The sequence below is a fragment of the Actinoplanes sp. NPDC051411 genome (assembly GCF_040682075.1).
Classification (GTDB): Bacteria; Actinomycetota; Actinomycetes; order Mycobacteriales; family Micromonosporaceae; genus Actinoplanes.
This window is the reverse complement of record NZ_JBFBAD010000029.1, coordinates 1-13,945: the sequence shown is the minus strand read 5'-3', so window position 1 is coordinate 13,945 and position 13,945 is coordinate 1. Positions and strand designations below refer to the sequence as shown.

13 protein-coding genes and 1 pseudogene are annotated in these 13,945 nt (G+C 71.7%); 9 read left to right on the top strand and 5 right to left on the bottom strand.

All coding sequences use genetic code 11. The features are described from left to right. The first annotated feature begins 58 nt into the window (after window positions 1-58). The 3 genes from AB0M88_RS17945 to AB0M88_RS17935 all read left to right on the top strand — a co-directional run bounded on the left by AB0M88_RS17945 (window position 59) and on the right by AB0M88_RS17935 (window position 3,351). The gene (locus AB0M88_RS17945) at window positions 59-1,264 is read left to right on the top strand and encodes an ATP-binding protein (RefSeq protein WP_364102731.1); all 1,206 of its coding nucleotides are present in this window, start codon (window positions 59-61) and stop codon (window positions 1,262-1,264) included. Between the two features lie 28 nt (window positions 1,265-1,292). After that, the gene (locus AB0M88_RS17940) at window positions 1,293-1,892 is read left to right on the top strand and encodes a DoxX family membrane protein (protein ID WP_364102728.1); all 600 of its coding nucleotides are present in this window, start codon (window positions 1,293-1,295) and stop codon (window positions 1,890-1,892) included. A 109-nt stretch (window positions 1,893-2,001) separates the two neighbouring features. Further along, entirely contained in the window at window positions 2,002-3,351 is a 1,350-nt protein-coding gene (locus AB0M88_RS17935) for a glycosyltransferase 87 family protein (protein ID WP_364102725.1), read from the top strand. Here AB0M88_RS17935 and AB0M88_RS17930 read toward each other — a convergent pair. The 4 genes from AB0M88_RS17930 to moaC form a co-directional block, all read right to left on the bottom strand. After that, window positions 3,338-3,754, bottom strand: coding sequence for a molybdenum cofactor biosynthesis protein MoaE (locus AB0M88_RS17930; protein ID WP_364102954.1), 417 nt, complete (start codon window positions 3,752-3,754; stop codon window positions 3,338-3,340). The genes AB0M88_RS17935 and AB0M88_RS17930 overlap by 14 nt on opposite strands. 125 nt (window positions 3,755-3,879) lie before the next feature. Next, a complete protein-coding gene (locus tag AB0M88_RS17925) occupies window positions 3,880-5,100 on the bottom strand; it encodes a molybdopterin molybdotransferase MoeA (RefSeq protein WP_364102723.1) in 1,221 nt (406 codons plus the stop codon). A 10-nt stretch (window positions 5,101-5,110) separates the two neighbouring features. Then, window positions 5,111-5,608 (bottom strand): MogA/MoaB family molybdenum cofactor biosynthesis protein, encoded by a 498-nt coding sequence (locus AB0M88_RS17920; RefSeq protein WP_364102720.1) that lies wholly within the window; start codon window positions 5,606-5,608, stop codon window positions 5,111-5,113. Continuing rightward, window positions 5,605-6,084: a cyclic pyranopterin monophosphate synthase MoaC gene (moaC, locus tag AB0M88_RS17915; protein WP_364102717.1), complete on the bottom strand. Its 480-nt coding sequence runs from the start codon at window positions 6,082-6,084 to the stop codon at window positions 5,605-5,607. Before moaC ends, AB0M88_RS17920 begins: the two co-directional genes overlap by 4 nt. A gap of 527 nt (window positions 6,085-6,611) precedes the next feature. On the opposite strand from moaC, the gene AB0M88_RS17910 reads away from it, so the two are divergent. Genes AB0M88_RS17910 through AB0M88_RS17900 form a run of 3 tightly spaced genes read left to right on the top strand, consistent with a single transcriptional unit; the run spans window position 6,612 to window position 10,961 of the window. Beyond that, complete coding sequence (locus AB0M88_RS17910) at window positions 6,612-9,140, top strand: bifunctional diguanylate cyclase/phosphodiesterase (protein ID WP_364102714.1); 2,529 nt, start codon at window positions 6,612-6,614, stop codon at window positions 9,138-9,140. Further along, window positions 9,137-10,549 (top strand): glycosyltransferase 87 family protein, encoded by a 1,413-nt coding sequence (locus AB0M88_RS17905; protein ID WP_364102711.1) that lies wholly within the window; start codon window positions 9,137-9,139, stop codon window positions 10,547-10,549. The genes AB0M88_RS17910 and AB0M88_RS17905 overlap by 4 nt, the downstream gene beginning before the upstream one ends. A gap of 1 nt (window position 10,550) precedes the next feature. Continuing rightward, window positions 10,551-10,961: a zf-TFIIB domain-containing protein gene (locus tag AB0M88_RS17900; protein ID WP_364102708.1), complete on the top strand. Its 411-nt coding sequence runs from the start codon at window positions 10,551-10,553 to the stop codon at window positions 10,959-10,961. A 12-nt stretch (window positions 10,962-10,973) separates the two neighbouring features. Here the strand turns inward: AB0M88_RS17900 and AB0M88_RS17895 are convergent, their stop codons facing one another. Continuing rightward, window positions 10,974-12,164: an SUKH-3 domain-containing protein gene (locus tag AB0M88_RS17895; RefSeq protein ID WP_364102705.1), complete on the bottom strand. Its 1,191-nt coding sequence runs from the start codon at window positions 12,162-12,164 to the stop codon at window positions 10,974-10,976. A 103-nt stretch (window positions 12,165-12,267) separates the two neighbouring features. Between AB0M88_RS17895 and AB0M88_RS17890 the strand changes: the two genes are divergently transcribed. The 3 genes and pseudogenes from AB0M88_RS17890 to AB0M88_RS17880 all read left to right on the top strand — a co-directional run. Continuing rightward, a complete protein-coding gene (locus tag AB0M88_RS17890) occupies window positions 12,268-12,696 on the top strand; it encodes a YbaB/EbfC family nucleoid-associated protein (RefSeq protein WP_364102702.1) in 429 nt (142 codons plus the stop codon). Then, window positions 12,674-12,964: a hypothetical protein gene (locus AB0M88_RS17885; RefSeq protein ID WP_364102699.1), complete on the top strand. Its 291-nt coding sequence runs from the start codon at window positions 12,674-12,676 to the stop codon at window positions 12,962-12,964. The genes AB0M88_RS17890 and AB0M88_RS17885 overlap by 23 nt, the downstream gene beginning before the upstream one ends. Beyond that, window positions 12,961-13,945: pseudogene (locus AB0M88_RS17880) on the top strand (hypothetical protein); the annotation flags it as partial. The gene AB0M88_RS17885 and the pseudogene AB0M88_RS17880, both read left to right, overlap by 4 nt.

The window sequence follows — 13,945 nt, the reverse complement described above, 5'->3', positions numbered from 1 at the left end:
GGGTATCGAATAGCGAACTCTAGCTTTCGCGCTAGAGAGCCCGATACTGTGCTACCCCATGGATCCGGTGCGGAACCCGTACGCTCCCGGCGCCGGTCAGCGCCCACCCGAGCTGGCCGGACGCGACCGCGAGCTGGACGCGTTCGAGGTCGTTCTCGAGCGGATCGCCCGCGGGCGGCCGGAGCGCAGCCTCGTGCTGACCGGCCTGCGCGGCGTCGGCAAGACCGTCCTGCTCAACACCCTGCGCTCGGCTGCGATCGGCCGCCTCTGGGGCACCGGCAAGATCGAGGCCCGGCCCGACCAGTCGCTGCGCCGCCCGGTCTCGGCCGCGCTGCACATGGCGATCCGCGAGCTGGCGCCCCACCACCGCGACCCCGACCGGGTCGACGAGGTGCTCGGCGTGCTCAAGGCGTTCGCGCTGCGGGCCAACGACAGCACCTCCAAGCTGCGCGACCGCTGGGCCCCCGGCATCGACGTGCCACCGGCCCGCGGCCGGGCCGACTCCGGCGACATCGAGATCGACCTGGTCGAGCTGTTCACCGACGCCGCCTCGCTCGCCACCGACGTGGGCACCGGCATCGCGCTGTTCATCGACGAGATGCAGGATCTCGGGCCGGCCGACGTCTCCGCGCTCTGCGCCGCCTGCCACGAGCTCTCCCAGCTCGGCGCGCCGCTGATCGTGGTCGGGGCCGGGCTGCCGCACCTGCCGGCCGTGCTCTCGGCGGCCAAGTCCTACTCCGAGCGGCTCTTCCGCTACCAGCGCATCGACCGGCTCGACCGGATCGCGGCCGACCTGGCACTCGGCGCGCCGGCCCAGCGCGAGGGCGTCGAATACGAGGCGAAGGCGCTCGACCTGCTCTACGAGAAATCGGGCGGATACCCCTACTTCGTGCAGGCGTACGGGAAGGCGACCTGGGACCACGCCCCGCAGACCCCGGTGACCGACGCCGACGTGCGGGTGGCCGCGCCCGAGGCCGAGGCCGAACTGGCGGTCGGCTTCTTCGGGTCGCGGTTCGAGCGGGCCACCCCGGCCGAGCGCGACTACATGCGGGCGATGGCCACACTCTCCGGCGAACCCGACAACGACATGGACGCCGCGGTGCCCACCTCGGAGATCGCCACCGCCCTCGGGCGCAAGCCGGCCAGCCTCTCCCCGGCCCGCGACGCGCTGATCAAAAAGGGGCTGATCTACTCCGGCGAACGGGGCACGGTCGCGTTCACGGTGCCGCACTTCGGCCGATACCTGCGCACCCAGCCGGTGTGAGGCTCCCCCGACGGGTATAACCAGATTCATGAAGCCCGTACGTACCGCCGCCCGCGTCATGCTTTCCGCGATCTTCGTGTCGTCCGGAGTTCGCATCCTGATCAAGCCGGACTCGAAGGTCGACGCGGCTCGCCGGGTCACCGACCGGGTCGGGCCGATGCTGGAAAAGATCAATCCGCGCATCCCGACCGACGCGCGCACGCTGGTCCGCGCCAAGGCGGCCGGTGACGTGGTGGCCGGCCTGGCGCTGGCCACCGGCCGGTTCAGCCGTCCGGCGGCCGCGGTGCTGGCGGCCGGCCTGGTGCCGACGACCTTCGCCGGGCATCCGTTCTGGGCCGGAGACACCTCCGAGCAGCGGGCCGAGATGCGGACCCACTTCCTGAAAAACCTGGGCATGCTCGGCGGACTGCTGCTCGCGGCGGTCGACACCGAGGGACAGCCGGGTCTGCGCTACCGGACCGAGCACGCCGCCGACCGGGCCGGCCGGGCCGTGGGTCGCTCTCAGCGCTCGATGCGGCACACCGTCGATCGTTCCCAGCGCTCGGTTCGGCGCGCGGTGAGGACCGCCCGGCGGGAGGCCAAAATCGCGGCGATGGCCGCCGCAGCCGCCCGGAAGATGCCTGGCTGACACCTTTTCTCCCCGTTTGCGTTAGAGCGAAGGAGGGGCTGCACCCTCTAAGCTCGCTTCCGCACGCCCGCGGGCGTGCCCGGAGGACGAGAGCGACGGGGGTCGCGCCATGCCGGCAATCGGGGAACGCACGCGGACAATCGGGTCCGTCGTGGTCGGGCTGGCCGGTCTCGGCGCGGCCTCGGCGGTGGTCACCTATCTCCACCGGTACGGGCTGAGCGGCCTCCGAGTCGACCGGGAGGCACTGCGCGGCTGGCTGTCCGGGGACGGGCTGTACGCGTACCGGTCGGAGATCGCCCGCCTGGGCACCGCGCAACCACCGACGGCCGCCGTCCTGCTGCTCGCCACGGCCGTACTCCCCTTGCCGCTGGCCGGCGGCCTCCTCGCCCTGGCCGGGGTCGCGGCGCTGATCCTGGCCCTGATCGCGCTGGCCGGCCCGGTCGCCCGGCGCTACGCCAAGCCGCGCTGGCCGGCCGTCCTGATCGCCGGCAGCCTCGCACTGATCTCCGAGCCGGTACGCACCACGATCGGCTACGGCCGCCTCGACCTGATCCTGTTCGGCCTGGTCACTGCCGATGTGGTCGCGCTGCGCCGCAGTGCCTGGGCCCGCAGCCGGGCCGCCTGGTGGCCGGGCCGCACCGCCTCCCAGCCCCCGCGCCGGCGCCACCCGGCCGACCTGCTGCGCCGGGCCTGGGCGACCGGCGCCTGGGCCGGTGTCGGCACCGGCATCGCCACCGCGCTCGCGGTCAGCCCGATCCTGTTCATCGCCTACCTGGCCCTGACCCGGCAGTGGCGGGCCGCGCTGACCGCGCTCGGCACCGCGGCCGCGCTCGTCACCGGCGGCCTGCTGATCGCCCCGCGGGCCAGCGCCGACTGGTTCGGCACCGCGCTGCTGCAGGTCGACCGGTCGGGCCCGATCGGCGCCCAGATCAACCAGTCGCTGGCCGGCCTGCTGACCCGGCTCTACCACTCCGACACGATCCCGGTGCTGATCTGGCTCTCGTTCGCCGGCCTGCTGGTCGCGATGGGAATGATCCGGGCCCGCTCGGCCCACACCGACGGCGACGAGATCGCGGCGTTCACCCTGGTCGGCCTCACCAGCGCGGCGGTCGGGCCGGTGACGCACACACACGAGCTGATCTGGGTGCTGCCGGCCGTGCTGATCCTGGTCGACGCGGCCGCCCGCCGCCGCGTCGCCGAGAAGCGCCGGCGCCGTCCCGGCCGTGGCTATGCGATCGCGGCCGTCATCGTCTATCTGGTCGTCGCTCTCCCGTCGAGCTGGACGGCCAGCTGGAACGCCGAACTCCTGACGATAATCGTGCTGCTCAACGCCCTGCCCTGGCGGCCCGGGGTGGCGCCCGCCTTCCCGATCAACCGGTGGCCCCGGCCGGTTCGCCGCACCCCGGCGATCCCCGCGCCGCGGGCCGATCCGGCGGACCGGCTTCCTAAGGGCAGTTGACCCACTCGTCGGTGCCGTCGTCGAAGACCTGGTGCTTCCAGATCGGCAGGCGGGCCTTGGCCTCGTCGACCAGCCGGGCACACGCGGCGAAGGCGGCCGCCCGGTGGGCCGTGCTGACCGCCGCGACCAGGGCGACGTCACCGATCCGCAGGCTGCCGACCCGGTGCGAGACGGCGACCGCATAGACGTCAGGATCGGCGGCGACCTCGTCGGCGACCTCCCGCAACACCTTCTCGGCGGTCGGGTGGCCCTCGTAGTCGAGCCGCACCACCGACCGCCCGTGGTCGTGATCGCGCACCACACCCTGGAACGAGACGACCGCCCCGGCCCGGCGCTCGGACACCGCCCGCTCGTGCGCCCCGAGCTCAAGCAGCTCGTCGACGACCTGAACCAGCACAACCACACCGCCGGACCGTTCGCGGTCGCCCTCGGCCGCCGGCCGACTCACCGCCGCATGCAAGCTGTCGCCCTCGGCGGCCGGCCCGCTCATGGCCGCTCCCACGCCGTCGCTCTCGGCGGCCGGCCCGCTCATGGGCGCTCGCCCGGCATCAGCGGCAGCGGGAGGAAGGGCACCTCGTCGCCGGCCGACGCCGCGGTGTCCGGCCGGACGACCGCGAAGCCGTGCGCGTTGGACAATCCGCGCAGCATCGCCGAGCCCACGTGCCCGACCGGTGTCACCGAGCGTCCGTCCTGGTCTCGCCTCGCCAGGGCGAGATGGGTGAACGAGCCGCGACCCGGCACCGGCGCGGTGACCGTGACCACGGGCAGCGGCGGCAGCTCCCGGCCCTGGAGGCCGGCCAGCAGCGGCGCGACCAGCGTGATCAGGGCGATCACCGCCGACTGCGGGTTGCCGGGCAGGCCGGCCAGGAACCGCGAACGGCCGTCGGCTCCGGGCACCCGGGCCAGCAGCATCGGGAAGCCGGGGCGGACCGCCACCGTGTTGACGACGTATTCCGCGCCCAGCTCAGCGAGCGTGGGGTGAAGGTGATCGACCGGGCCGTGCATCGTGCCGCCGGTCGTGCAGACCAGGTCGGCGGTCTCGAGCGCGCCCCGGACCGCCTCGATGTGGGCCTCGAGAGTGTCGCGGACCGGCCCGGCCGCCGCACCGACCGTCGCGCCGTAGCGCCGCAGCCAGCCCGGCACCTGCGGCCCGAGCGAGTCGCGCACCCGGCCCGCGCCGGGCGTGCCCGCGGTGAGCAATTCGTCACCGAACACCAGCACGGCGGCGCGCGGCACCGCGCGTACGGTCAATGTCTCGTAGCCGCAGGTCGCGGCAACCCCGATGACCGCCGGGTCGATCGCGGCCCCGGCCGGAAGCAGCATTTCGTCCTTGTGCGCCTCTTCGCCCGGCAGGCGCCACTCGGGAAGATCACGGGGCCGGCCGCTGACCCGGCCGTCGTCGTCGCTGGTGGACTCCTCGACGCGGACGAGGGCGTCGGCGCCGGCCGGCACCATCGCTCCGGTCGCGATCTCGACGCAGGTGCCGTCCTCTTCCAGCGGCGGCGCGACGCCACCGGCCAGGACCCGGCCGACCAGCCGCCACGGCTCGGGGCCGCGCACCGCCCACCCGTCGATGCTGGAGGTCGGGAAGGCCGGCAGGTCGGTCAGCGCGCGCAGCGGCTCGGCCAGGGTGCGCCCGTCGGCCTCGGCCAGCGAGATCACCTCGGCCGGCCCGGCGGCGGCGCGCCCGGCCTCGTAGGCCAGCGTGCGGGCCCGGTCCCACGCGACCGGAAGGTCGTCAGCGCTCACCGGCCCGAGCCTACTCAGGCTCGGACGCGCGGGGGTGATCACCACCGTGTATCTGCTCGACGGTGTGCCGGAGCAGTGGGCCGAGGACCGCGAGGCCGTCCTTGGCCCCGCCGGTCGAGCCGGGCAGGTTGACGATCAGCGTGCGGCCGGCGACGCCGGCCAGACCGCGCGACAGCGCCGAGGCGGGCACCCGGTCACGGGAGTACGCCCGGATGGCCTCAGCGATTCCCGGGATCTCGAAGTCGAGCACCCCGCGGGTCGCCTCGGGCGTCCGGTCGGTCGGGGTGACTCCGGTGCCGCCGCTGGTCACGACCACGTCGACGTCGTCGGCGACCGCCGCGCGCAGCGCCTCGGCGACCGGTTCGCCGTCTCGGACCACCACCGGGTCGTCCTCGACCGCGCAACCCAGGTCTTTGAGCCCGGCCACCAGGCGGGGGCCGCTCGTGTCGGCATAGACACCGGCCGCCGCCCGGTTGCTGGCGACGATCACTCGCGCACGGATCGTCATGGTCGCTCCCACACTCCGGTCTTGCCGCCTTCCTTGCGGAGAACCCGCACCGCGTCGAGGCTGGCGGCCGGGTCAACCGCCTTGATCATGTCAATCAGGGCCAGTCCGGCGACGGCGACGGCGGTAAGTGCCTCCATTTCCACCCCCGTGCGGTCCGCAGTCTTCGTTGTTGCGGTAATGTCGACGGCCTCGTCGGTCAGTGTGAGTTCGACTACTACCCCGTGCAGCCCGATCGGGTGACACAGGGGAATCAGGTCGGGAGTGCGCTTCGCGCCCATGATCCCGGCAAGTCGGGCAACAGCCAACGCATCCCCCTTCGGCAATGCGTCACCGCGTAGTAACTCAATGACATAGGCACTGGTCATCACGCGTCCGGCCGCAATGGCTCGGCGCACGGTAACGGCCTTTGCCGATACGTCGACCATGCGCGCCGCGCCGGCCTCATCAACGTGAGTGAGCGGGGATTCGTCGGGCATACCGGGAGTTTATAGAAACCGGTCGGGCGGCGCGCGTTCGCGCAATGCCCGGCGAGGGCTCAAAATTCCATGAGCCCCATTTCAACCTGCGCCGATAACACCGATTAGACGATCAAAGGCCCCTTGATCGGACACTCCCTTGCGTAAAAGAAACGGCACGCTCCGCAATGCGGACAGCTCGACCATAACGTGCAGCTTTGAATGCAGAGCGTTTCTTGGTCAGGACACTGAGTAGTGACATCTCGGGCTATTATCGCTTTCTGCGCAAACCGACGCGAAGTAGTATCGAAGCCATCGATCGCCGCATAACGTTCTCCCTGTCGCGACATGGAACTGACTCGAGTGGTGCAACGGGACCGCCTCAGGCGGGGCGCCACGACAACTAAAGGGAGACGCAATGCGTATCTGGGACTGCGCTATGCGCACGCTTGACTGGGAGTAGGTAGGTGCGCCCGACCCCCGTCCGGCAATAAGCTGTAGCGGAAAGAACACGCATCGTTTATCCGCGCGTAGCCGGGGGATGACGGGTGACCCCTCAACGGAACTCGAACGACGACGCGACCGGTAGGCGGCTCTGGCTGCTGATCGGTCTCGTCGTCGTTCTGGCGTTGGCCGTCGTGGCGGGTTCGGTCAGGCTGATCTTGGAGCCGGGGCGGCCGATTCCGAGCATCGGGCTCCTCATCGGCTTCGTCATCCTCACGGCGTTCGCCAGCCGCATGATGGTGCGAATCAGGCTGCAGTCGGGCAAATTGAGCTCGACCTGGCTCGACCTGGCGATCGTCGTCGGGCTGGTTCTGCTGCCGCCGCCGTGGGTGGTCCTCGGCACCGCGGTCGCGATCACGGCGCCGAAGCTCTTCGTCACCACCACCACCCAGCGAATCCTCTTCGCAGTGGGCAAGGAAACCCTGGTGGCGGCCGCGTGCGGCGCACTTTTCCTGCTCAGCGGCTACCAGCCGGCCCCCGAGCGCCCATCGGTCAACATCGGCCTGATGGCCGCCGCGGTCGCGGTGATGTGGCTCGCCGACGAGCTGATCGCGATCCCCGTCCTGGCCGTCGCCACCCATCGATCGATGCGGCAAATGTTCCTCATCGGCATCCGATTGAGCATCGTGATGGTGATCAGCCGGTTCGTGCTCGCCGTGCTGATCGTCGCCATTCTGCGGTCGTCCGGCGACGCTCGCCTGCTGCTCATCGTGCCGCCGGTGATGCTCAGCGTGCATTTCTGGCAGGCGGGTCACGAACGCGGCCGGCAGGAGCGGGAGTCGTGGCAGCGACTTGCCGACACGACCGACGAACTGAACGTCGTCGAACTCGACGAAGTGCTGCGCAACGCGGTCATAAGAGCGTGTCAACTATTTACGGCAATTGAAGCGGAAATACGCCTGCCGGCCGACGACCGGGTGGTACGCGGGTCGAACGGGGCTATCGCGTACGACGGGCCGATGACCGAGGACACGCGGGCAGTCGACACGGTGGAGACCACCGAGCTTTCCGGGCACGACGGCAACAACCCCATCGGTTCACTCCGAATTCACTTCCAGGGCCCGGTCCGCCTGACCGAATCGGAGCACTTCAAGCTGAAAGCCTTCAGCTCGGCTCTTTACACCGCGATACGTAATGCGAAGGCGTACGCCGAACTCGGCCGAATCGCGGCGGCCAACGCGCACGCCGCCACCCACGACCCGCTGACCGGGCTGCCCAACCGGCGCCAGCTCTACGAGCGCGCCGGGCAGCTCTTCCGGGCCGGCACCGACCAGAAGCTGTTCGCACTGCTGCTGATCGACCTCAACCACTTCAAAGAAGTCAACGACACACTCGGGCACGGCGCCGGAGACAAGGTGCTGCAGATGGTGGCCGCACACCTGCGCGACGCGGCGACGCCCAACGACCTCGTCGCGCGGCTCGGCGGCGACGAGTTCGCGGTGCTGCTCGGCGACCTGCCGACCCCGGCCCTCGCGACCCACCGGGCCGAGGCACTGCTCTCCGCGCTCGAGATCGGCGTCGAGGTCGAGGGCATGCAGATCGTCGTCGAGGCGGCCGGCGGCATCGCGCTGGCGCCCGGCAGCGGCGGCATCGACGAGCTGATGCGGCGGGCCGACGTGGCGATGTACCAGGCCAAGCGGGCCGGCGACCAGACGATGACGTACGCGCACTCGCGCGACACCGCCGACGTCGGCCGCCTGATGCTCGGCGGCGAGCTGCGGCGCGCGGTCTCCGAGCAGGAGTTCGTCGTCGACTTCCAGCCGATCGTCGACCTCGGCACCGGCGAGGTGATCTCGGCCGAGGCGCTGGCCCGCTGGCACCACCCCGAGCACGGGCCGCTCACGCCGATCCAGTTCCTGGAGACGGTGGAACGATCCGGTCAACTGCCCGCCTTCGCCAACGCCGTGCTCAACCAGGCGCTGACCGCGGCCGGCGTGTGGCGGGAGGCCGGGTTCGACATGCCGATCGCGGTCAACGTCTCGCCGCGCAGCCTGCTCGACCCGACCTTCCCGCGTACGGTGCTCGGCCGCCTCGAGCACTACACGGTCCCGGCCGACCGGCTCGTCCTCGAACTCACCGAGACGCTCACGATCAGCCAACTCGACGTCGTCGGCCGGGCCCTGGCCGAACTGCGGGAGGCCGGCGTCCGGCTGGCCCTCGACGACTTCGGCACCGGTCTGACCCCGCTCTCGGTGCTCTCCCGCATCCCGGTGCACCAGCTCAAGATCGATCGCGAGTTCGTCACCGCGATCGAGACCTCGTCCGAGGCCGCCGCGGTGATCCGCTCGACCGTCGACCTGGCCCGCAACCTGCATCTCACGGTCATCGCCGAGGGCGTGGAGAGCGAGCCGCAACGGCACGCGCTGTGGGAATCGGGCTGCGTCGCCGGCCAGGGCCACCTGTTCGCGCGGGCCATGTCGTCGCCGCGGCTGCTCGCCACGCTGCAGCGGGGGACGGGCGGGCGGCCGGGCGCGCTGGCGGCCGCGCTGCACGACGAGGGCTCCGTCGTCCGCATGCCCCGCCGCCGGTCGCCGGGCTCAGGCCGGAAGCCTCTGCCACACTTGCCGGCGTGACCAACCGCGTCGGCCGACTGCTCACACGCATCGACCGGTCCGGCGCCGGCCTCACGGCCGACCTCTTTCTGTACGCGTTGTCGGCCGCCTTCGCCATCGTCACCGCCCGCACGTCGACGCTCCTGCCCCACCGCGCCTGGGGTGCGATCGCGTTCTGGGCCTACCTCGCGGCCACGCTGATCACGGTCGCCCAGTTCGTCACCGGCCGTCACGTGAGGGCCGCGCTGAGCTGGCTCACCTGGGTCTTCGCGTGCCTGCTGCCCCTGGTCGTCGAGGCCGTACAGCGGGCCGGCGGCCGCACCGACCGGGCGCAGGACGAGGTGCTGGTCGTCGAACGGATGGGCGACCGCCTGCTGCACACCGGCACGCCCTACCTCGGCCGGGACGCGATCCTGGCGTTGCCGGTCGACCAGCGGCTGGGTGCGTACAGCCCCTATCAGCCCGGGATGGCGGTGTTCGGGCTGCCCCGGGCGACGTTCGGCGACTTCTGGTGGACCGACGCGCGCGTGTGGTTCGCGGCGGTGACCGCGGGGGCGCTGATCCTGGCCGTCCGGCTCCTGCCGTGGTCGCCGCTGCGGGTGCGGGCCGTCCAGGTCGCGACGGTGTTCCCGATCTGCGCGCTGACCTTGGCGACCGGCGGCGACGACCTGCCGGTGCTGGCGTTGTGCCTGCTGGCGTTCGCACTTGCCGGAGCCGGCCGGTGGGGCTGGGCCGGCGTCGCGGCCGGCGCCGCCGGGGCGATGAAGCCGTTCGCGTTCCCGGTGATCGCGGTGCTGGTCGCGCTGGGGGTCGCTCTCTGGATCCGCCGCGTTCCCCACCCGGCGACCGGCCCCGCTACTGCCCGCACGGCCGGCACCGCCGCTGCCCTCGCGGCCGGTGACGCCGTTGCTCTCGCTGCCAGTGACGCCGCTTCCCGCGATGACGCCGCTGAACCCGCGATCGGCGGTCGGCCTGGTTCGAGCGGCGGCCAAACCCGGTGGCTGCCGGCCTGGGCGATCGGGTTGCCGGTTCTGGTGCTCCTACCGCCGGCGCTGGTCGGGCCGGACGGGTTCGTCGAGAACGTGCTGCGGTTTCCGTTCGGGCACGGCGTAGTCGACAGTCCGGCGCAGTCGCCGTTCCCGGGCTACCTGATCGCGCAGCATCTGCCGGCCGGGCACTACCTCGCCATGGGGCTCCTGGTCGTGGTGGCGGCGGCCTTCGGCGTACGTCTGCTGCGCGAGCCACCGCGGACCGCGACCGCGGCCGCCCTGCTCAGTGGCCTCGGCCTGCTGGCCGCGATCCTGTTGATGCCGACCACGCGGTTCGGATATCTGCTCTACCCGGCGGCGTTCCTGGTCTGGGCGCCGGCTCTCAGGAGCCACACAGCTGCGCGCGCCCCACTGGGTGATGCCGCCTTGTACCGTCGGTGAGATGCAGATGACCTGTCCGAAGTGTCACGGCGAGATGCGTGTGTACGAGCGCAGCGGCGTCACGGTGGATCAGTGCACCGAGTGCCGTGGGATCTTCCTCGACCGTGGTGAGCTCGAAAAACTGTTCGAGGCTGAGTCGAACTGGGACAGCCGGCAGGCCCCTTCGGCGCGCCCGCCATCCGCGCGCCCGCCGCAGCCCGGTGCCTATGCTCCGCCACCGACTCCGCCCGCTCCCGGCTATCCCCCGCCCGGGGTGCAGCCGGGCTATCCGGCGCCCGGTGTGCCGCACTACGGACCCGGCTATGCCCAGCCGGGTTATGGGCATCACGGCCATTACCGGCAGCACGGGCACTATCGCCAGCACGGGCACTACCGGAAGCGGCGCGGTTTCCTCCACGACCTCTTCGACTGACCTCCGTCCACCTCACCAGGTGCCGTCGTCGCGCACGCGGGCGGCGGGACCGTCACCGGCCAACAGGCTGACCAGGGCCTCGTCGATCGACCGGCCGACGAACCACTCGCCGGCCTGGTCGAGGACGAAGATCCGGCCCCGCTCGTCGACGGCCACGATCGCGTCGCCGCCCTCCAGCCCGATCGGAAACAGGGGCACGCCGATCACCTGGGCAAACTCGTCGAGCGGGCTCACCGCGTACGCTCCGGGGGTGGGATCGACGGTCAGCAGGCGGACCGCCCGGCGCAACCCGGCACCGCGCCGCCCGCATCGCACGCCGGCGAATTCGGCGGCGATCCGGCGGGCGGCCTCGAACGGACGCAACCGGCCGCCGCTCAGTTCGACCGCGCGGCTGATCAGGGCGTCGCCGACCGTCTCGTTGGCGCTGGTCCAGCCGCCGCCGGCCAGGGTGCGGGCGACCTCGTGCGGGAACCGGCCCGGCTGTGGGACGCGGTCGGAGGCGTGCCGCCACTCGGTCGTCAGTGCAAGATCAGACCAGGGCAGCAGCGCGAAGTCGACCAGTGCGCCGATGCACGTCTCGCACGGCCGCGCCGGACGGCCGCCGGCCGGATCGCCGGTCTCGCGAACCAGGTAGACCGCGAACTCGGCATCTCTCAGCCAGGCCCGCGCCTCGTCGAGCGTGATCGTGTCGCCGGTCGAATAGAGCGCGTCGGAGAGCAAGATCAGCTCGGCGTGCCGCTCGGCGCCGCGCACCCGCAGGCTCTCGTCCACAGTGCTCAGATAGCGTGTGACCAGCGGATGATGGGTGATCCGCTGATCACCCTTGGCGCCGTGAGCACGGAAGATGCGGCCGTCGACGGTCAGATGCGCCGCCGAGGTGGGGCTCGGGCTCCGCTGGGCGGCGCGGCGGACCGCCGCGGCCGCCTCGAGCGTACGCGTGGGGACCGGCCGACGACCGCGATAGTGGGCCGCGAGATCGTCGAGCGGGATGCCGGGCCAGGTCGACAGCACGCCGGTCTCCCGGTCGATCACCGTGCGGGCCCCGTCGCCGGGCACCGGCAGGATCGTGGCCGGCGGCCGGGTCCAGACGACGAAGCCCAGGTCGAACTCGTCGAGCATCGGCTCGCAGTCGTATCCCCGCTGGTCGGACTCGCTGCGCGCCCACCGCGCGGCGATCCTCTCGGCCTCCGCGCGAGTGATCACTGTGGACTCCCTTTCCGTTCGCGCTACGAAGTTACCGGAGTACGCAACGTTCCGGACCTCGGTATTGTCACCACGTTCGATGGCGGCGAACAGGAGTGACATCGTGTCTGAAACTGCGGACCGTGATGCCAACCGGGCGTTACGTGATCAGTTGTCCGACGTCTACGGGCAATACGAGCAGCTGCGGACCCATCTCGACGAGCTACCGCAGCGACTGGCCTCGATGCAGGTCACCGCGGCCTCGCCGGACGGGCTGGTGCAGGTGACGGTCGGGCCGCGAGGCCAGTTGACCGACCTCCGGATCGACCACGAGCGCTACCGGAAGGTCGACGCGGACGACCTTGCCCGGGCCATCGTGGCTACGGTCCGCAGTGCTGCCGAGCGCACCGCGGGTGAGGTCGAGACGTTACTGGGCGGATATCTCCCGCCAGATTCTGGGACGCTGCGGCTCCTGAGAGATAACGATTTCGCATCGCTGATGGGTCGAGCCGACTCCATCATGAGCTCCGATGGTGACCGGGGCGATGGGTGAGAAGCGGATACGGGCGGCAGCCGCCCGAGCGGTGAACGGCGCCCGCGACCTGGCCGCGGCCGGCCAGACCATGGCCTCCCAGCGGGCCGAAGCCGGCGCCGAGATCGAAAAAGCGGCGGCCGAACGCCCGTGGGCCGACGAGGCTTTCGACCAGCGCTACACGACGATCCAGCGGCAGGTGCTCGACGCGTGGGAGCAGCTGGCGGCCTATGTGGAAGGCCTCGGCGACGCCGCGGAACGCTCGGGCGCCGAAGGGCTCCGGCCATGACACTGCCCCCTCTGAAGCTTCCGGCGCGGGCCCGCGCCGTGGACGACCCGGCGTGGGCCCGGGCGATCACGACCGAGGTCCTCGGCAGCGGTTGGCCCTCCGGCGACGAGGTCGCGGTCTGGGACGTCGCCGACCGCTGGTACGCGCTGGCCGACGCCCTGACCGGCCCCCGCACGTCGGCCTTCGCAGCAGCCGACCAGATCGTGGCCGGCCTGCTCGGAGCGGGAATCGCGCCGGACGGCTTCCGCGACGCCTGGGAAAAACTCTCGGGCGACGAGGACGCGCCGCTCAACGCACTGGTGCAGATCGCCGCCGAACTCGGGCAGATGGTCGAAGAGTGCGGCCGCGAAATAGAGGCGGCCAAGCTGGCGGCCTTGATCGAAGTCGGAACGGTCCTGACCGAACTGGCCGACCTGTCAATCGCCATCGAACTGACCCTGGGCGCCGCCGGCCTGGCCGCCGAAGCCTTGATCGCGGCGAGCCGGGTCGCGGTCGAGCAGATCTACGCACGGCTGGGCACCCGGCTCGGCGGAGAGCCGGTCACCCGCCCGCCGACGGCCGATCCGGCCCACTCGGCGAAGTCCGACCAGCGCACCGTCCGGCTGACTCTGCCCGGCGCCGGGGGGCGCGACTCACTCCCGCCGGCAGCCGACGATGTGAGGCCCGGTGCCGCGGCCGGCCGCCACGCGACCAGTCGGGCCAGCGCGATCGCCGACGACGCAGCAGCCAGCGGCGCCGCTCCGAGCCGCGCAACCCCGAGCCGCGCAACCCCGAGCCGCGCAACTGCCAGCGGCACGACTACCAGCAGAGCAGCAATCGGCGACGGAACTCCCCGCCCGGCGGCCCCCAGCCGCTCGGCTGCCAGCGGAGCACCAGCCAGCAGCATGACGCCCGGCGCAGTTACTGGCGGCGCGACGCCCGGCGCAGTTACTGGCGGCGCGACGCCCGGCGCAGTTACTGGCGGCGCGACGCCCGGCGCAG